Origin of the sequence: Saccharopolyspora sp. NFXS83, assembly GCF_026241095.1 — a bacterium.
Lineage (GTDB): Bacteria > Actinomycetota > Actinomycetes > Mycobacteriales > Pseudonocardiaceae > Saccharopolyspora_C.
On record NZ_JAPFGB010000019.1, the window covers coordinates 110,497 to 128,412 of the forward strand.

At 72.0% G+C, this 17,916-nt stretch carries 17 protein-coding genes; 7 read left to right on the plus strand and 10 right to left on the minus strand.

What is annotated here, in order from left to right:
- Positions 1-96: 96 nt before the first annotated feature.
- Positions 97-279 carry a hypothetical protein gene (locus OOZ19_RS20820; protein WP_266091833.1) on the plus strand — a complete coding sequence of 61 codons (183 nt, stop codon included), beginning with the start codon at positions 97-99 and terminating at the stop codon, positions 277-279.
- A 10-nt stretch (positions 280-289) separates the two neighbouring features.
- On the opposite strand, the gene OOZ19_RS20825 is transcribed toward OOZ19_RS20820, so the two are convergent.
- From OOZ19_RS20825 to OOZ19_RS20835, 3 genes are all read right to left on the minus strand, one after another.
- Entirely contained in the window at positions 290-682 is a 393-nt protein-coding gene (locus OOZ19_RS20825; protein ID WP_266091813.1) for a hypothetical protein, read from the minus strand.
- A 180-nt stretch (positions 683-862) separates the two neighbouring features.
- A complete protein-coding gene (locus tag OOZ19_RS20830) occupies positions 863-1,528 on the minus strand; it encodes a phosphoribosyltransferase (RefSeq protein WP_266091814.1) in 666 nt (221 codons plus the stop codon).
- Between the two features lie 83 nt (positions 1,529-1,611).
- Positions 1,612-3,387 carry an ABC-ATPase domain-containing protein gene (locus OOZ19_RS20835; RefSeq protein WP_266091815.1) on the minus strand — a complete coding sequence of 592 codons (1,776 nt, stop codon included), beginning with the start codon at positions 3,385-3,387 and terminating at the stop codon, positions 1,612-1,614.
- A gap of 199 nt (positions 3,388-3,586) precedes the next feature.
- On the opposite strand from OOZ19_RS20835, the gene OOZ19_RS20840 reads away from it, so the two are divergent.
- Complete coding sequence (locus OOZ19_RS20840; RefSeq protein ID WP_266091816.1) at positions 3,587-4,435, plus strand: lysozyme; 849 nt, start codon at positions 3,587-3,589, stop codon at positions 4,433-4,435.
- Positions 4,436-4,515: 80 nt separating this feature from the next.
- On the opposite strand, the gene OOZ19_RS20845 is transcribed toward OOZ19_RS20840, so the two are convergent.
- Together OOZ19_RS20845 and OOZ19_RS20850 are read right to left on the minus strand one after the other, a co-directional pair.
- A complete protein-coding gene (locus tag OOZ19_RS20845; protein ID WP_266091817.1) occupies positions 4,516-5,628 on the minus strand; it encodes an LCP family protein in 1,113 nt (370 codons plus the stop codon).
- 252 nt (positions 5,629-5,880) lie between these two features.
- Positions 5,881-7,137 (minus strand): aspartate aminotransferase family protein, encoded by a 1,257-nt coding sequence (locus tag OOZ19_RS20850; RefSeq protein ID WP_266091818.1) that lies wholly within the window; start codon positions 7,135-7,137, stop codon positions 5,881-5,883.
- 114 nt (positions 7,138-7,251) lie between these two features.
- Here OOZ19_RS20850 and OOZ19_RS20855 point away from each other — a divergent pair, with 114 nt between their 5' ends.
- The 3 genes from OOZ19_RS20855 (at position 7,252) to OOZ19_RS20865 (ending at position 11,350) form a co-directional block, all read left to right on the plus strand.
- Positions 7,252-8,745, plus strand: a complete 1,494-nt coding sequence (locus OOZ19_RS20855; RefSeq protein WP_266091819.1) for an NAD-dependent succinate-semialdehyde dehydrogenase — start codon at positions 7,252-7,254, stop codon at positions 8,743-8,745.
- Positions 8,746-8,867: 122 nt separating this feature from the next.
- Positions 8,868-9,635, plus strand: a complete 768-nt coding sequence (locus OOZ19_RS20860) for a DUF3632 domain-containing protein (RefSeq protein ID WP_266091820.1) — start codon at positions 8,868-8,870, stop codon at positions 9,633-9,635.
- A 566-nt stretch (positions 9,636-10,201) separates the two neighbouring features.
- The gene (locus OOZ19_RS20865; protein ID WP_266091821.1) at positions 10,202-11,350 is read left to right on the plus strand and encodes a glycerol dehydrogenase; all 1,149 of its coding nucleotides are present in this window, start codon (positions 10,202-10,204) and stop codon (positions 11,348-11,350) included.
- 93 nt (positions 11,351-11,443) lie between these two features.
- Here the strand turns inward: OOZ19_RS20865 and OOZ19_RS20870 are convergent, their stop codons facing one another.
- From OOZ19_RS20870 to OOZ19_RS20885, 4 genes are all read right to left on the minus strand, one after another.
- Complete coding sequence (locus tag OOZ19_RS20870) at positions 11,444-12,166, minus strand: GntR family transcriptional regulator (protein ID WP_266091822.1); 723 nt, start codon at positions 12,164-12,166, stop codon at positions 11,444-11,446.
- A gap of 15 nt (positions 12,167-12,181) precedes the next feature.
- Positions 12,182-12,940 carry a maleate cis-trans isomerase family protein gene (locus tag OOZ19_RS20875; RefSeq protein ID WP_266091823.1) on the minus strand — a complete coding sequence of 253 codons (759 nt, stop codon included), beginning with the start codon at positions 12,938-12,940 and terminating at the stop codon, positions 12,182-12,184.
- A 182-nt stretch (positions 12,941-13,122) separates the two neighbouring features.
- Positions 13,123-13,884, minus strand: a complete 762-nt coding sequence (locus OOZ19_RS20880) for a maleate cis-trans isomerase family protein (RefSeq protein ID WP_266091824.1) — start codon at positions 13,882-13,884, stop codon at positions 13,123-13,125.
- A gap of 14 nt (positions 13,885-13,898) precedes the next feature.
- On the minus strand, positions 13,899-14,393 hold the full coding sequence (locus OOZ19_RS20885) for a DUF3830 family protein (RefSeq protein WP_266091825.1): 495 nt from the start codon (positions 14,391-14,393) through the stop codon (positions 13,899-13,901).
- 275 nt (positions 14,394-14,668) lie between these two features.
- Between OOZ19_RS20885 and OOZ19_RS20890 the strand changes: the two genes are divergently transcribed.
- Together OOZ19_RS20890 and OOZ19_RS20895 are read left to right on the plus strand one after the other, a co-directional pair.
- A complete protein-coding gene (locus OOZ19_RS20890) occupies positions 14,669-15,652 on the plus strand; it encodes a D-2-hydroxyacid dehydrogenase (RefSeq protein WP_266091827.1) in 984 nt (327 codons plus the stop codon).
- A complete protein-coding gene (locus tag OOZ19_RS20895; RefSeq protein ID WP_266091828.1) occupies positions 15,649-17,085 on the plus strand; it encodes an amidase in 1,437 nt (478 codons plus the stop codon). The genes OOZ19_RS20890 and OOZ19_RS20895 overlap by 4 nt, the downstream gene beginning before the upstream one ends.
- Before the next feature lie 49 nt (positions 17,086-17,134).
- Here OOZ19_RS20895 and OOZ19_RS20900 read toward each other — a convergent pair whose 3' ends face one another.
- Positions 17,135-17,908, minus strand: coding sequence for a YeiH family protein (locus OOZ19_RS20900; RefSeq protein ID WP_416309474.1), 774 nt, complete (start codon positions 17,906-17,908; stop codon positions 17,135-17,137).
- Positions 17,909-17,916 lie beyond the last annotated feature (8 nt).

Here is a 17,916-nt window from a genome sequence, read left to right on the forward strand (position 1 = left end):
TTCAAAGGTTCGGGGTGCGGATCACCGCGGCGCCGGGTGGTTGTTGCGCGCCCGCAGCACGCGGGGCGCGGAAACCGACGTGAGGACGTGAGCACGATGCAACGCGGCAGCGACAAGCACGGCTCGCTGCAGGACGACGCGATGGAAAGCGACGTGCGCGGCATGCTCCAGGACAACCACCCCACGCGGGCGCGGGAGGAGCTCGACGCCGAACCGCCCGCCGACGACGATCCCGCGGTGCTGGACTCCCCCGCTCCGGAGGACGACGAGAACGCCTGAGCGCCCTGGTTCAGGCCGGGTGTTCGGCGGCGTCGACGGCATCGGCCAGCCGCGCGAGTTCGCGGCTGATGTGGCTGAGCCGTTCGGACATGACGCTGGCGTGCCCGGACAGCGCCCCGGCGTGCCCGGCGGCGCGCAGCCATTCGGTGATGCCCGCGACTCCGGCGGACATGCCCTCGACGGTGGTGGCGAAGCCGCGGGTGACGTGTTCGAGGTCCTCGACGCTGTGCGGCATCGCGGGGTCTTGGAGGCGTTCGCCGAGGACCTGGGCGGCTTCGCCGATCTGGGCGGCGACCTCGGCGGTGTAGCGGCCGTCGTCGTCCCCGGTGCGCGTGGCGCCGGAGCGAGCGGCGGACCGCTGCGTCGGGGCCGGCGGGTGTTGGGAATGTCCGGGGAGGGTCATAAGGGCTCAGCCAACCCCACTTGAGCGGTCGAGACCACACCTTCGGGACGAAAGATCCCGAATCCACCCGTTTCCCGCACAACCTCCTCAGCATGTTGCGCATCGGGAAACACTCGGGGTGGGTGGTGCGAGCCTTCCTGAGACCACGGCCGACGAGCGCGGAGCGAACCGCGGGCGGGGTCAGTCCCGCCCGCCCGTGTCGGGGTCCGCCAGCAGCCGCAGGATCTCGTCGTCGGTGGTCTCCCGGAAACTGCCGTACCACTGCCCCACCGCGCTGAAGTCCACCGGCCGCAGCACGCACAGCACTTCGTCGGCTTCCTGCTCGAGCGCCGCCACCGCGTCCGGGGCCCCGACCGGCACGGCCAGCACGATCGAACGCGGCTCGGACTCGCGCAGCATCCGGATCGCCGCGCGCGCGGTGGCACCGGTGGCCAAGCCGTCGTCGACCAGCAGCACGTCGCGCCCCGCGGGCCGTGGGCCGTCGTGCTGGCCGAACCGGGCCTCCCTGCTGCGGGCCTCGGCGCGTTCCCGTTCGCACTCCTGCTCCAGCGCGGCCGGATCGAGGTGGAACGCCCGCAGCAGCCGCTGGTCGTAGGTGGGCGGGCCGTGGGCGGTGACCGCGCCCAGCGCGAGTTCCGCCCGCCCGGGGGCGCCGATCTTGCGGGCCACCGCGACCCGCAGCGGCGCGCCCAGCGCGGCGGCGACCTCGGCGGCGACCGGCACGCCCCCGCGCGCCAGCCCCAGCACCAGCGGGCGGTGCCAATCGCGGCCGGTGAGGTGGCGGGCCAGCACCTGACCCGCGTGGCGGCGGTCCCGGTAGCGACCGGCCGCGCCGATGCCCGCCATCACGAGCCTCCGTCCCACCTAGAGGCGCCCTGCTCCCACCACCGAAGGTGCCCGCCGCGCCGGTACCGGGAAACGTGGCTCGCTCAGTCGCGGAAGGACACCACCCGCAGCAGCCGCAGCCGGTTGAGCGCCGCGGCCAGCTCGAACCGTCGCGGCACCGCGAAGTCGCCCACGTAGCGGGCGTCGACGGCATCGACCCCGCGTTCGGCGACCTCGGCGCCGTAACCGTCGAGGACCTCGGCGACTGTGCGGGTCCCGTCGAGCAGGCCGGAACGCGCGCACGTCACCAGCGCCAGCCCGATCCCGGTGACCTGGGACGGGTCGACGATCTGCTCGACGGCCCGCAGCTCCACGGTCGACTCCCCCAGCGTCAGCGCGTCGGTGCCCCGCGCCCGCACCTTCGGGCGTTCGGTGGGGATCGACCGCGGATCCGGCACCCGCCGGCGCACCGGGGGGAACTCGTCGGCCTCCCGGTTGCGGCCGGTGGGGGTCGCGGCCAGTTCCCGCGCCCGCCCGGTGACCTCCTTGGCCTGGTAGGAGTCCATCATCAGCACCCGGTCGGCGACGTCCACGTAGTCCCCGGACCCGCCCATCACCAGCACCGTGGAGACACCGCGGGACCGCGACAGGGGGCGGATCAGGTCGAGGAACGGGGTCAGCGGTTCGGATTCCTTCGCCACCAGCGCCTGCATGCGGGCGTCGCGGATCATCAGGTTCGTGGCGGCGGTGTCCTCGTCGACCAGCAGCACCCCCGCTCCGGCTTCGACGGACTCGACGATGGACGCGGCCTGCGAGGTGGAGCCGGAGGCGTTGTCGGTGGAGAAGTCCGCGGTGTCGGCGCCGGTGGGCAGGTGGCTCACGAACGGGCTCACGTCGACCCGGTGCACGCGGCGCCCGTCCTCGGCGCGGACCTTCACGGTGTCCTCGCGGGCCACGACCAGTTCGCGGCCGTCACCGGGCACGTGGTCGTAGACGCCGTTCTCCAGGGCCCGCAGCAGCGTGGACTTGCCGTGGAAGCCGCCGCCGACGATGAGGGTGATGCCCTCCCCGATGCCCATGCCGGTGATCTCGCCCCGGTTGGGCAGGGTCACGCGCACCCGCATCGACTCCGGCGACGAGAACGGCACCGCGTCGGTCAAGGGGCGTTCGTCGACTCCGCTGCGCCGAGGCAGCACGGCCCCGTCGGCGACGAACGCCACCAGGTCGCGGGCGGCCAGTTCCTCCCGCAGCGCGTCGGTGTCCTCCACCGATTCCACGAACTCCCGCATCCGCTGCTGGTCGGCGGTGTCGTGGCGCAGGGCCGCGGCGACCATGTCGGGCAACCGGTCGCACAGGGCGCGTTCGGCGGCGCGGCCGTCGATGCTGCGGCCCCGGCCGGGCAGATCGATGCCCAGCCGCAACCGCACCCCGCCACCGGGCAGCAGCTGGCACGAGCTGCGGTCGAGCACCTGCTGGCGGCCGGCGTCGACGCGCAGGTCGCTGCCGCGCAGCCGGTGCTCGGCGGCGCGCACCAGGAACCCGGCCAGGCCGCGTGCCCGCACCGACGTGGACCACAGCTGTGGTGGTAGTGCGGCGGTGTCGGGATGAACCCGCACTTCGCAGCGGCTGGCGGGCGCGTAGGGGTCGGGCTGGACGCGCTGGACCTCCAGGTCGAACCCGTCGAACGACCAAGTGCCGGTGAGGGATTTGTAGCGGCCGTAGCCGGCGCCGTGCAGGTCGCGCAGGGCGCCGCGCAGCCCGTCGGCGTCGCGGGCGCCGGCGTGCCCGCCGGGGTCGCCGCGGCCGGTGGTGGTGCGGTGTTCGTGGCGGCGGCGCCCGTCGCGCCGGGGGCCGCCGGGGCCGCTGGGTCGTTGTGCCATGGCACCGAGACCTACCGGACGCGCCGGTGATTATCCAATCGGGGGAGCCAGATCACGGTTCGGCCACTACGACCCGGCGAGAACGCGATCAAGCGGTTATCGTCGCTGCCCGCACGATCTTCGACGCTCCGTGATCTTGGTGATCGATCGGCGTGGGCGTCTACCGCCCGGACGTCCCCCACCTAGGAGGCGAACCGCCGTGACCGTTCCCCGCACCCCGCTCCGATCCCGGCGCCGGTCCCTGCTCTCCTGCGCGGTGGCGACCGCGCTGGGCGGCGCGCTGCTGGCCGGGATACCGCTGCCGGGTGCCGCGGCGCCCGGCGCGGCACCCTCGCTCGACCGCGCCGACCCCGACGGGGCGTGGGCGGGCTACAGCGTCGGGCGCTCGGCCACCGCCGACACCGAGCGCGGCGCGACGCGGGGCGCGGGGGTGGCCGGGATGGACGTCAGCGGACATCAGGGGGCGGTGGACTGGCCGCGCGCCTACGCCGACGGGGCCCGGTTCACCTACGTCAAGGCCACCGAGGGCATCGGGTTCACCAGCGACAGCTTCCTGCAGCAGTACGAGGGTTCGCACGCGGTGGGCATGACCCGCGGCGCCTACCACTTCGGGTTGCCCGACAGTTCCACCGGCGCTGAGCAGGCCCACTACTTCGTCGACCACGGCGGCGGCTGGATCCCGGACGGACGGACGTTGCCGGGGGCCCTGGACATCGAATCCAACCCCTACGGAGAGATGTGCTACGGCCAGCCCCCGGAGCAGATCTCCGCGTGGATCGCCGATTTCAGCAACACCTACCTGTCCCGCACCGGCCGGTTCCCCGCGATCTACACCACGACCCGCTGGTGGGACCAGTGCACCGGCGCCAACCCGGACTTCGCGGTGAACAACCCGCTGTGGCTGGCTCGGTTCGCCCCGGACATGGGCCCGCTGCCCGCGGGCTGGGCGTACCAGGCGATCTGGCAGTTCTCCAACGCCGGGGTGTTCCCCGGTGATCAGAACACCTTCAACGGCGACCCCGCCCAGCTGGACCGCTTCGCCCTGTAACCGGTACGGGCAACGCGAAAGGGGCGCGACGAGTACTCGTCGCGCCCCTTCTCCGCGTGTGCTCGGCGTCCCCCGGAAGGTCAGGGGCCGACGAGGTCTTCGGGGATGGGTTCGCTGTTGGCGATGGCCTCGAACATCCGCGACGCGTCCTGCTTGTCCCACACGATGACCGACCCGGCGTCGGTGTCGGCGAAGTCACCGAAGGGCACGCTGGTGGTGACGCCGTTGCCGCCGCTGACGTCGCCGAGCGCCTTGGCCAGCCAGAACAGGTGCCACACGTGATCGGAGTCGTTGAGCAGGAATGTGGTACCCGCCGCGTTGGCCAGCGGCATCAGCCGGAACGGGTTGAACAGCGTCATGGGGCTCATCGCCCGGTCCATCAACGCCCCGAGCAGTTTGCGCTGGTTCTCGGCGCGCCCCAGGTCGTCGCCGCTGACCGAGTAGCGGGCCCGCGCGAAGCCCAGTGCCTGCGGCCCGTCGAGTTCTTGGCAGCCCGCGGGCAGGTGCGCGTTGGCCATGTCGTCGTCCATCGGCTCGTCGAGGCAGATGTCGACGCCGCCGACGGCGTCGACCAGGGAGGAGAAGCCCCCGAGGCCGATCTCGGCGTAGTGGTCGATGTGCACGTCGGTGACCGTTTCCACGGTCTGGGCCAGCAGCTGCGGGCCGCCGAAGGAGAACGCCGCGTTGAGCTTGTTGCGGCCGTGGCCGGGAATCGGCACGTAGGAGTCCCGGGGCAGGCTGATCAGCGCCGGTTTCCCGCCGCCGGTGGGGATGTGCACCAGCATCATCGAGTCGGTGCGCCGCCCGGCGGCGTCGCCCGCCGACAGTTCCTCGCGCTGGGATTCGTCGAGGCCTTCGCGGCTGTCGGAACCCACCAGCAGCCAGTTCGTGCCGGGCGTGTCCTGCATGCGGCCCTCGTAGTCCAGCGCGGGTGTGCGTTGCAGGAGGCTGTCGACGTAGAGGCCGAACCCGACGACCACCAGCAGCAGCACCAGCAGGGTGATGCCGATGCGTTTCGCCCAGTTCGGCCGTTTGCGCCGCGGCGGAGGAGGAGGCGGCCCGGCCCGCCGCGTCGGTGGGGGCTGCGGTGGCTGCGGCGGGGCGCCGCCACCCTGACGACCGCGGGCGTAGTAGTCGTAACCGCCCTGCTGCGGCCGTCGGCCCCTCGGCGGATTCGCCGACCAATCACTCATGACCTTCACACCTGCGGAGTCGACTCACCGGCACGCTCCGTGCCGACCTGTGCGGTGCAGCATCCCAGAAGGTCTCCCGCTGGTGGCACACCGCTACCGCAACGGTATGAAAACCACCCGTCCGGCGCCCTCACCCACCCTGCCCGGGGCGCATCGTCGGGGAGATCCCGCACGTGGCGGAACCAGGCAGCGCGAACGGGGTGCGGCGCGTGCGCCACACCCCGTTCGCCGAACTCCTCCCGCGCCAGGACCTCAGCCCGCGACGGCGGCGGCCACCGCCTCCGACCACAGGCCCACGGCGTCGTCGACCTGCTGGGAGTCGACGATCAGCGGCGGGATCATCCGCACCACGTTGCCCGCGGGCCCGCAGGTCAGCAGCAGCAGGCCGCGTTCGGCGGCGGCGGCGTGCGCGCGGGCGGCGGTCGCGCCGTCCGGGGTCCCTTCGGGGGTGGTGAACTCGTTGCCGACCATGAGGCCCCGGCCGCGGACCTCACCGATCACGGGGTGTTCGGCGGCGACCTTGCGCAGCCCTTCCTGCAGCCGTGCGCCCTGCTCGGCGGCGTTGTCGACGAGGTTCTCGTCGCGCACCACGTCGAGGGTGGCCAGTGCCGCGGCGGCGGCCACGGCGTTGCCCCCGTAGGTGCCGCCCTGCGAACCGGGCCAGGCCTTGCTCATCAGCGCGCTGGAGGCGGCGATGCCGGAGATCGGGAAACCACTGGCGAGCCCCTTGGCGGTGATGAGGATGTCGGGTGTGATGGCGGAGTGCTGGTGTCCCCAGAACTTCCCGGTGCGCCCCACCCCGGTCTGCACCTCGTCGGCGATGAGCAGGATGCCGTGGCGGTCGGCGCGTTCGCGCAGCCCTTCCAGGAACGACGCGGGCGCTGGGATGTAGCCGCCCTCGCCGAGGACCGGTTCGACGATGACCGCGGCGGTGTCCTTCGGGGAGGTGACCGTCAGCAGCAGCTGGTCCAGTTCGGCCAGCGCGAAGCGCACCGCTTCGGCTTCCGACCAGCCGTGGCGGTAGGTCTCGGGGAACGGGGTGAACGCCACGCCCGGCATCATCGGCCCGATCCCGGCGCGCACCTTCACACCCGAGGTCGTCAGGGCCCCGGCGCCCATGGTGCGGCCGTGGAAGCCGCCTTGGAAGGCGACGATGGTCTGCCGCCCGGTGGCGTGGCGCGCCAGCCGCACCGACGCCTCCACCGCTTCGCTGCCGGAGTTGACGTAGAACATGCGGTCCAGGCCCGCGGGCAGGACGTCGCCGAGCCGTTCGGTGAGCTGGAGTAGCGGCCGGTGCATGACTGTCGTGTACTGGCCGTGGATCAGGGTCCCCACCTGGCGCTGCGCGGCTTCCACCACGCGCGGGTGGCAGTGTCCGGTGCTGGTCACCCCGATACCGGCGGTGAAGTCGAGGTAGCGGCGTTCGTCCTCGTCGTAGAGGTAGACGCCCTGTCCGCGGGCGGCCAGCACAGGTGTCGCCTGCTGCAACACCGGCGAGAGCTCAGCCATGTTCGACTCCAAGCTGTCGTGTCCCGAATGTAGGATTGTTGACAATCGCGTGTGACATGCAACCATCACGGCTGCGTCCTGTCCACCCGCCGACACGGAAGGCCCGCTGAACCGATGAGCATCACGAGCAGCTCCCCCGCAGGCACCGAGTCCGAAGAGGCCCGCGTCGTCGACGCAGCCCCCAAGCAGCTGCTCATCGGCGGCAAGTGGCGAGCGGCCACCGGTGACCGCACCTACGAGGTCGAAGACCCCTCCACCGGTCGCGCGTTGTGCTCGGTCGCCGACGCCACCCCCGAGGACGGGCTCGCCGCCCTCGCCGCCGCCCACGAAGCCCAGGCGTCCTGGGCCAAGCACCCGCCGCGCGAACGCGGCGAGATCCTGCGCCGCGCCTACGAGCTGATCCAGCAGCGCCACGAGGACCTGGCGCTGCTGATGACCCTGGAGATGGGCAAGCCGCTGCCGGAGGCGCGCGGCGAGGTCACCTACGCCTCGGAGTTCTTCCGCTGGTTCGCCGAAGAGGCCGTGCGCATCGGCGGCGACTACGCCGTGGCCCCCAGCGGCTCCGGCCGCTTCCTGGTCACCCAGCAGCCGGTGGGCCCCACGCTGCTGATCACGCCGTGGAACTTCCCGATGGCGATGGGAACCCGCAAGATCGGCCCGGCCATCGCCGCGGGCTGCACGTCGGTGATCAAACCCGCCCACCAGACGCCGCTGTCGATGCTGGCGCTGGCGGAGATCCTCCAGGAGGCGGGCCTGCCCGACGGGGTCCTCAACGTGGTCACCGCGGTCGGCGCGGGCTCGGTGATGGAACCGATGATCCGCGACGGGCGCGCCCGCAAGCTGTCGTTCACCGGCTCGACGTCGGTGGGCCGCAAGCTCATCGAGCAGTCCGCCGAGCAGGTCCTCAACGTGTCCATGGAACTCGGCGGCAACGCCCCGTTCCTGGTGTTCGCCGACGCCGACCTCGACGTGGCCGTGGACGGCGCGATGCAGGCCAAGATGCGCAACATCGGTGAGGCCTGCACCGCCGCCAACCGGTTCTACGTGCACGAAGACGTCGCCGAGGAGTTCTCCCGCAAGCTCGCCGACCGGATGGGGGCGCTGCGCATCGGCCGCGGCGTCCGCGACGACGTGGAGGTCGGGCCGCTGATCGACTCCACCCAGCTGGGCAAGGTCGACGAGCTCGTCACCGACGCCGTGGGCCGCGGCGCGGAGGTCGTCGTCGGCGGCGCGGTCCACGGCGGCGAGGGCTACTTCTACCCGCCGACGGTCCTCAAGAACGTGCCGGCCGAGGCCCGGATGACCCGCGAGGAGATCTTCGGGCCCGTCGCGCCGATCAGCACCTTCACCGCCGAGCAGACCGCCATCGACGAGGCCAACAACACCGAGTACGGGCTGGTGGCCTACGTCTACACCCAGGACCTGCACCGGGCGCTGCGCGTGTCCGAAGCGCTGGAGAGCGGCATGATCGGCCTCAACCAGGGCGTGGTGAGCAACCCGGCGGCCCCGTTCGGCGGGGTGAAGGCCTCCGGCCTGGGCCGGGAGGGCGGCAAGGTCGGCATCAACGAGTTCCTGGAGACCAAGTACATCGCCATCGGCGGCCTGTGATCGCCTGAAACCCCCGGGCAGTGCCCCGCGCGTCCCTGCGAGCGCGGGGCACTGCGCTGTCCAGCGCCTCGTCGCGGCGACCGGTCTCGGCGCGTGCGGGCGCGGCTACGGTGGAGGCAGCCATGGACCACCGGACCGCGTCGCGCCACTACCGGGCGCTCCTCGACGACCACCTGCGCGCGCCCGCACCGCGGTCCGCCGCCCGCGCCGCGTCGCTGTTCACCGAGCCCGTCCGCACGGCCTTCGCCACCGAGCGCGCCGAGCTGTCCACGATCGAAGGGATGTTGTGGGCCACGTGGCGGCCGGTGGTGCAGGCGGCCCGCTGCTCACGCGCCGCGCAGCGCGACCTGGTGGACCTGCTGGACGAGATCCGAGACAGCCGGGCCCTCACCCGCGACGACGGGGACCGGTGCGTCATCTGGGGTGAGCAGGTGGTGTTCACCGACCTGCCGTGCTTCGGCGCGCAACTGCGCGAGGCCTGGGACCTCGACGAGCCGGGCTCCTCGGAGCAGGTGAACCTCAACGCCTTCGCCGCGCGGCTGACCGCGGCCGGCATCGACTTCTCCCGCTTCGCGATCTGGACGCTGCGCGAACACCTCGAGGACACCACCGCCGCAGAAGACCTGGGCGCGGTGCTGCCGTGGATGCGGCACTGCGGGCCGACGCCGGCCCGGCTGTGCCTGCGGCCAGGCCGGCAGGAGCAGGACCGGGGCCCGGCACGCGTGGGGCCGCTGGGCAGGGCCGGCGACCTGGGCGCAGGAGGGTTCACCCCGCAACGGTGGGTGTTCTGGCACGGCAGGCTCACCGAGCTGGCCACCGGACACGACGCGGTCGCCCACCAAGCGCGCACGGCCCTGCAGCACATGCCCGCGTTGGAGAGCACCACCTGACCCCGCCACCGGTGCGCGCTTACGCGCCCGGCGCCCTGCTCGTCGGCCGCCGGGATCAGGGGCAGCAGCATGTGCGGGCGCTGGTCGCCGCGGCCGTGCAGGGCAACGCCGCACGTCGCGGTCACCGGGCAGTTCGTGCCAGAACGGTCCGCTGCCCCGCACTCCCCTCGGGCCGGGCGGCAGCTGGTGGGTGTGGTCCTGGCCGCGCACCGACACCCCGAGGCGGTGATCAGGCGCCACGACGATCGGCAGCGGCCAGATCTCCACATCGGCCTTCCAGACCGGCCGGGCCCTGGAGGAATCCTTCGCCGCGTGATCGGCCTCCTGACGTGGTTCCACCACATCGCACGAGCACCGCTTCCGGTGGCGGGTCGTGGTTGTCGGGTGGTGGGGGTGGGTAGTCCACCGGCGGTTCGGGCGCGCGTTATCACCATGTGGAGCGCCGATTGCTCCAGACGGTCGCACGCGATCGAATCGGCGCAGGGGCGCACGACGCGGTGCGCCTGATCCGCACCCCGCCACGTCGCCGTCCTCGTGCGGCGAGGGCACGCCAGGAGGGACGTTTGATGACCGAGACATCCACAGCGCTGCGCACGATGATCTCCCCCGGCCGCTACGTGCAGGGCCGCGGCGCGCTCGACTCGCTGGGCTCGTACGTGGCGAAGCTGGGTGAGCGGCCGTTGGTGCTGGCCGATGACGTGGTGCGCGGACTGACCGAGTCCACGATCACCCGGTCCTTCGGGGACGCGGGGCTGCCGGTGGTGTTCGAGCGGTTCAACGGGGTGCCCACGGCCGCCGAGAGCCGCCGGGTCGCCGGGGTGCTGCGCGAGCAGGGCTGCGACGTCATCGTCGGTGTCGGTGGCGGCGCGCCCATCGACACCGCGAAGGCCGCCGCCGACGACACCGGGCTGCCGGTGGCCAGCGTGCCGACGGTGGCCTCCACCGATGCGCCCTGCTCGGCGCTGTCGGTGGTCTACACCGAGCAGGGCGCGTTCGAGTCGTACCGGTTCTACAGCAGCAACCCGCAGCTGGTGCTGGTCGACACGCTGCTGGCGGCGGGTGCCCCGGCGCGTTTCCTCGTCGCCGGGGTCGGGGACGCGCTGGCCACCTGGATCGAGGCCCGCGCCGTGGAGCAGTCCAACGCCGCCACGATGGCCGGTGGCGCCGCGACCCGCGCGGGGCGGGCGTTGGCGAAGCTGTCCTGGGACATCCTGTGGGAATCGGCGATTCCCGCGGTGCGCGCGGTCGAGCACGGCATCGTGACCCCGGCGGTGGAGGCGGTGGTGGAGGCCAACACGCTGCTGTCGGGGCTGGGTTTCGAATCCGGGGGGCTCGCCGCGGCGCACGCCGTGCACGACGGGCTCACCGCTGTGGACCACACCCACGGTCTCGCCCACGGCCAGAAGGTCAACATCGGTTCGATCACGCAGCTGATCCTGGAGGGCCGCCCGGCGCGCGAGATCCACGACTTCATCGAGTTCACGACCCGCGTGGGCCTGCCCACCACGTTGACCGAAGCCGGTTTGGGCGACGTCGAGGACTCGGTGCTGCGCACCGTCGCCGAGGCCGCGACGGCCCCGGCCGAGACCATCCACAACCTGCCGTTCCCGGTGACCGTGGACGCCGTCGTCGACGCCCTCAAGGCCGTGGAGGTCACCGGCCGCGCGGTGCGCGCCGAGGCGGGGCTGCCCGAGCCGGTCGCACCCGCTCACTGATCACCGAAGGCCTGGTGCGCGGAGAACACCGCGGCCGATCTCGGTCCGCGATGATCACAGCGCACCAGGCCTTGGTGCCGGTTCGGGTTCGGGTCAGGTGACGGGGTCGGCCTCCGACAGCAGCGGCGTGAACGCGTTGAGGCGTTCCAGCGCATCGTTCATGTGCGCTTCCAGCCGCGACAGCAGCAGCGCCTCGTCACCGGACTCGATGGCGTCGACCAGGCCGCTGTGCTCGTCGACGAGGGTCTGCGGGTCGGCGGTGTACTTGTCCTGCAGCGCGGTCAGGCACATCCGCTTCTCCACCAGCAGCGTCTGCGCCATCCGCTGCAGGCGGGGGCTGCCGGACACGCGCACCAGGGTTTCGTGGAACTCCTGGTCGGCGTCGCTGAGCTCGATCGCGTCGCCGCGGCCCGCTGCCGAGACGATGCGGGCCTGGGCCGCGGTCAGTTCCGCGACCGCCTCCACCCGGTGGTGGCGGATGATGCGTTCGCACGCGGCGCGTTCCACCGCCAGTCGCGCCAGGTAGATGTCGGTGACGTCGTCGGCGTCGAGCGTCGTCACGAACAATCCGCGGTGTGGTTCGCTGTGCAGCAGCCCTTCCTGCACGAGCCGCTGCATCGCCTCCCGCAGCGGCCCGCGGCTCACCCCGAGCCGCGACGCCAGTTCGGCCTCACCCATCTGGCTGCCCGGCGGCAGCGACCCGTACATGATCGCCGACCGCAGCTGGTCGGCCACGATCGCGGCGGTCGATTTCCGCTGCACCGGCTCTAACTCGCCGTGCTGGTTCTGCTCGTCGACTCCGAGCACCGACACCATCTCCTCATCGAGTTCTCAGCGCGGGGCGGCTCCCCCGAGCTCACCCCTGTCCGGGCCGGCCTGCCGGAACAGCGCGCCCAGGCCCTCGTGCGGTCCCGGGTCACCGGCCAGCCGAAGCACTTCCCACGCGCTGACCTGGTTGGCGGTCAGCACCGGTTTGCCCAGGCGCTGCTCCAGCTCGTCGAGCCACGCCGCGGTGTGCAGCGCGGTGTCGGGCATCAGCAGTGCCTGCGCGGTCGGATCGTCGTTGGCCGCGGCGAAATCCAGCACCTGTTCGCGGGTCAACGTGCCGACCTCCGCGGCGGTGACGATGCCGCGGCTGGACAACCTGGTCACCTCGATACCGCCGTGGGCCAGGAAATCGGCGAACCGGTCGGCCACGTCGGCCGGATAGGTCGCCGCGACCGCCACCCGGTCCAGCCCGAGGCGCGCCGCGGCGTGCACGAACGCGAACGACGTGCTCGACGTCGCCAGACCGGTGACGGCTTGCAACTTCTCGACCTGGTCGCGGGCGCCTTCCCAGCCGAAGACGAAGCTGCCGCTGGTGCACGCCCAGATCACGGCCTGCACGCCGCGGGTCAGCAGTTCACGGGCCCCTTCGGCGAGGACCTCGGCGGAACCGACGTCGAGCAGCGCGTCCACCCGATGCGCGTCCTCCCGCATCAAGGTGTGCACCAGCGGCAACGCGATCCCCCCGCCGAGCAGGCGTTCCAGGGCCGGGTAATCGTCTTCGGCGCTGTATCCGGGGTAGAGAATCCCTGCGGTGATCGACACCGGCAGCTCCCTCCTTGATTCGTTCCCGCGACCCGCCGTGCGAATCGGGGTTGCGGGGGGCGAACGACACCGGACCGGCGGTCAATTGTCGACAATGTTACCGCACGGTTCGGTGCCGCCCGCAGTGGCGGACATGCTTTCGTAATTCGATCGACACGCTCACGGCGTGCGAACGGCCCAGTTCAGGCGGCCGGAACGTCGAACGCTCGCACCAGCCGCTGCTGCGGGGCCACCGCCGGTAACCCCATCGTGCGCAGCGCCGCCCACATCGTGACCTGATTCGCCGTGAGCACCGGCTTGCCCAATTCCTGCTCCAGCGGGCCGATGATGTCGTAGGTCGGCAGATTCGTGCAGCTGATGAACATCGCCTCCGCGTCCGGGCGGTCCGCCGAACGCACGATGTCGACGACCTGACGGTAATCGACCTTCCAAATCCGGCCCAGCAGGCCCAACCCCACGCTGGTGACCACCTCGACGTCGTGCTCACCGAGGAAACCCACCAGCCGCTCGGTCACGTTCTCCACGTACGGCGTCGCGATCGCCACCCGCCGCACCCCGAGCACCTCCAGCGCCTCGACCAGCGCACCCGAGGTCGTCACCGCCGCCGGGGCACCGGCCTCCCGCATCACCGTGGTCAGGTTGCGCTCCCCGGCCGCGCCGTCGACGAAACTGCCCGACGCGCACGCGTAGGCCACCACCTCCGGCTCCGGCGAGAGCAGGTCGCGCGTGGCGCTGTGCACCGCGGCCTCGTCCGAGATCAGCGACGCCATCTCCACGGTCATCGGGACCGGCACGAACGCCGTGCGCGTCACGTACAACGTCACGTTCTCCGGCGTCCAGCGCCACAACTCGCGATCCATCGCCAGGTCGAACGGCGCGACCACACCCACTCCGCGCTGCGGGGCGGGACCGGACACCGACCCCATGAAGTCCTCCGGCGCCATGCCGCGACCCCCGGTCAACCGGAGTGGCGTTCGTAGCGCAACCGCTCACCGACGCTGCCCGAACGCCACACGTCGTTGCAGGCCTCCGCGAACGCGCCGAGGTTGTCCACGATCGACCCGTACACGTTGCCCGGCACCCAGCCCACATCGCCGTTGAGCAGCAGGTTGTTGCGCCCGTAGAAGATCGCCAGGTCGATCACGCCCGGCAGGGCCTCGATGTCCTTCTCCTCCTTGAACCCGCGGTCGAGCATCCCGCTGTCGAAGGAGAAGTACACGAGGTCACCGGGGATCGGCGTCACCGTCGGGTTCTCCTGGCCCGGTTCCCGCTCGGCGAACCGGGGGACCATGGTGTAGATCTCGTTGCGCGCGTACTTCGCGTGATGCACCGGCCCGGCCTGCGGCAACGACTGCCACACGGCCTCGCAGGTGCGGGGGGCGTCCTTGTCCAGCAACTCCGCCACGCAGGACACGCCACGCTTCTCCAGCGTGATCGACAGGTACCTGGGCATCGTGAAATCCGTTCCATGAGAGGGCGAGCAGATGTGGATCGGTCTCCGCGGTCTCGGCTCGCGGCCACCAGTGGCCACGCCGTGCCCTGCCCAGGGCCGAAGACCCGCCTCGCGGACCGGCGCACCGACAGGCGCCGACCCCACCGCGAGATACCTGCGGATTGTTGACAATCCTACGAGCGCTTCCTAGCGTGTCAATCCCCGGCCGCCGACAGCCCGGAGATCCACCGCGACGACGCGCGAACCGCTACCCGCCCACCTCCGAAGGCCAGGTCATGACCGACAACACCCCCACCGTCGTCGTCCTCCACGGTGGCGACCCGCCACCCGCCATGGACCGCATCGCACGCGTCGCCGAACTCCGCCCCACCACCGAAGACGGCCTCGCCGCCGCACTGCCCGGCGCCGACGTGCTGTTCGTGTGGGACTTCCGCTCCGACGCCGTCGACGAAGCCTGGCACCACGCCGAAGACCTGCGCTGGGTCCACGCCGCCAGCGCCGGAGTCGACCGGCTGCTGTTCCCCGCCCTGCTCGACTCCGACGTCGCCCTCACCAACTCCCGCGGCGTCTTCGACGGGCCCATGGCCGAATACGTCCTGGCCACCGTGCTCGCCTTCGCCAAAGACCTCCACACCAGCGTCCGGCTGCAAGACCAACGGCAATGGCGCCACCGCGAAACCGAACGCATCGCGGGCAAACGCGCCCTCGTCGTCGGCACCGGCCCCATCGGACGCGCCATCGCAGGCCAGCTGGGCGCCGCCGGACTCCACGTCGAAGGCGCCGGACGCGTCGCCCGCGACCACGACCCCGACTTCGGCACCGTGCACGCCTCCGACGAACTGCACGGCGTCCTCGGCGACCACGACTACGTCGTGCTCGCCGCACCCCTGACCGAACAGACCCACGGACTCATCGACGCCAAAGCCCTCGCCGAGTTCGCCCCCACCGCACGCCTGATCAACGTCGGCCGCGGCGAACTCGTCGTCCAACCCGACCTCGTCGAAGCACTCGAAGCCGGACGCCTCGCCGGCGCCGCCCTCGACGTGTTCGACACCGAACCCCTCCCCGAAACCTCCCCCCTGTGGGAGATGCCGAACGTCCTGATCTCCGCGCACATGTCCGGCGACACCATCGGCTGGACCACCGAACTGGTCGAACTGTTCCTGGACAACCTGCGCGGCTACGCCCAAGGCGGCCCACTGCGCAACGTGGTGGACAAACAACGCGGCTACGTCAGCGGAACGGAGCGCAAGCGATGACCTCGACCCCCCATGCCGACACCCCCCGGACCGCGCCCGCCGACACCACGGCGGCAGACCTCACCGCCACCGAAATGCTCGACGGCTTCGCCCGCGGCGACCTCTCCCCCGTCGACGCCACCGAAGCCACCCTGCGCCGCATCGACCAAGCCGACGGCGCCGTCAACGCCTACTGCCTCGTCGACGCCGACCGCGCACTCGACCAAGCCCGCGCCTCCGAAGCCCGCTGGGCCCGCGGCGAACCCGACGGCAAGCTCGACGGCGTCCCCACCTCCATCAAGGACATCTTCCTCACCCGCGACTGGCCCACCCTGCGCGGCTCCCGCACCGTCGACCCCGCACAACCCTGGACGGCCGACGCCCCCGCCGTGGCCCGGCTGCGCGAGCACAACGCCGTGTTCATCGGCAAGACCACCACCCCCGAACTCGCCTGGAAAGGCGTCACCGACAACACCCTCACCGGCATCACCCGCAACCCCTGGAACCCCGACCGCACCCCCGGCGGCTCCAGCGGCGGCGCCGGTGCCGCCGTCGCACTCGGCATGGCACCCCTGGCCATCGGCACCGACGGCGGCGGATCCGTGCGCATCCCCGCCGCCTTCTGCGGCATCTACACCATCAAACCCACCTACGGCCGCGTCCCGCACTTCCCCGCCAGCCCCTTCGGCACCATGGCCCACGCCGGACCGATGACCACCACCGTCACCGAGACCGCGCTCATGCTCGACGTGCTCAGCGGCCCCGACAGCCGCGACTGGTCCGCGCTCGAACCACCCGCGCACTCCTTCCTCGACGGACTCGACGACGGTGTGCGCGGACTGCGCATCGCCCTGAGCCCCGACCTCGGCTTCGCCACCGTCGACCCCGAGATCGCCGACGCCGTCGCCCGAGCCGCCCAGGTCTTCACCGAACTCGGCGCCACCGTCGAACACGCCGACCCCGGCTTCACCGACCCCGTCGCCGACTTCCACGTCCTCTGGTTCTCCGGCGCCGCCAAATCCGTCGCCCACCTCACCCCAGCCCAACGGGAACTGCTCGACCCCGGCCTGCGCGACATCGTCGACGAAGGCCTCACCTACAGCGCGCAGGACTACCTCGAAGCCACCAACACCCGCATGGCGCTGGGCCAGCGCATGGGCGCCTTCCACGACACCTACGACCTGCTGCTGACCCCCACCGTCGGCATCCCCCCGTTCGAAGCCGGCGTCGAAGCACCCGCCGGATCCACCTCCCCCCGCTGGACCGGCTGGACCCCGTTCACCTACCCGTTCAACATGACCCAACAGCCCGCCGCCAGCGTCCCCTGCGGATTCACCACCGACGGACTGCCCATCGGGCTGCAGATCGTCGGACCCCGCCACAGCGACGCCCGCGTGCTGCGCGCCTCCCGCGCCTACGAACAAGCCCGCCCCTGGAGCCGCCCCCAGCGGTGAACCGGCCCATCTCGCTCAGTGCGCGCGCAGCCGCGCACCGAGCGAGATCTCAGGTCAGCGCCAGCATGCCCGCCACGGTCACCGACGTGATCAACGCGGTGGAACAGGCACCGAGCACCAACGCCCGCGGGCCGGTACGACGCAACCCGCCCACCCGGACCGAAGTGCCCAACGCGAACAACGCCGCCGCCAGCAACACCGTCGTGGCCTCCCGCGCCGCACCCAGCACCGGCTCCGGCACGAGCCCGGTGCCGCGCACCGCCATCGCGGCCAGGAACCCCACCACGAACAACGGCAACAACGGCGCCCGCCGCCCACCACCACCGCTGCGGCGGCGCACCAGGCCGATGCCCGCGACCAACGGCGCCAGCAGCACCACCCGGCCGAGCTTGACCACCACGGCCACCGACACCGCCGCCGCACCCGCCGGGGACGCCGCCGCCACCACCTGCGCCACCTCGTGCACGCTGCCCCCGGCGATGCGGCCGAGCAGCTCCGGGCCCACGCCCCACACCCCGCCCAGCAGCGGCAGCAGCACCATCGACAGCGACCCGAACACCGTCACCAGCGCGACCCCCGTGGCCACCTCCTCGTCCTCGCGGTCCACGACGCCCTCCACCGCCGCGATCGCCGACGCCCCGCAGATCGAGAAACCCGTCGCCACCAGCACCGACAACCCACGCGACACCCCCAGCACACGCCCGAGCACCACCGTGCCCGCGAACGTCACCACCACCGCGACCACCACCACACCCACCGTCGCCGAAGAGGGCCCCTCCGTCTCCGGCCTGCTGGTGCTCGGGCTGACCACCGCGCTGGGCATCGTCGGGT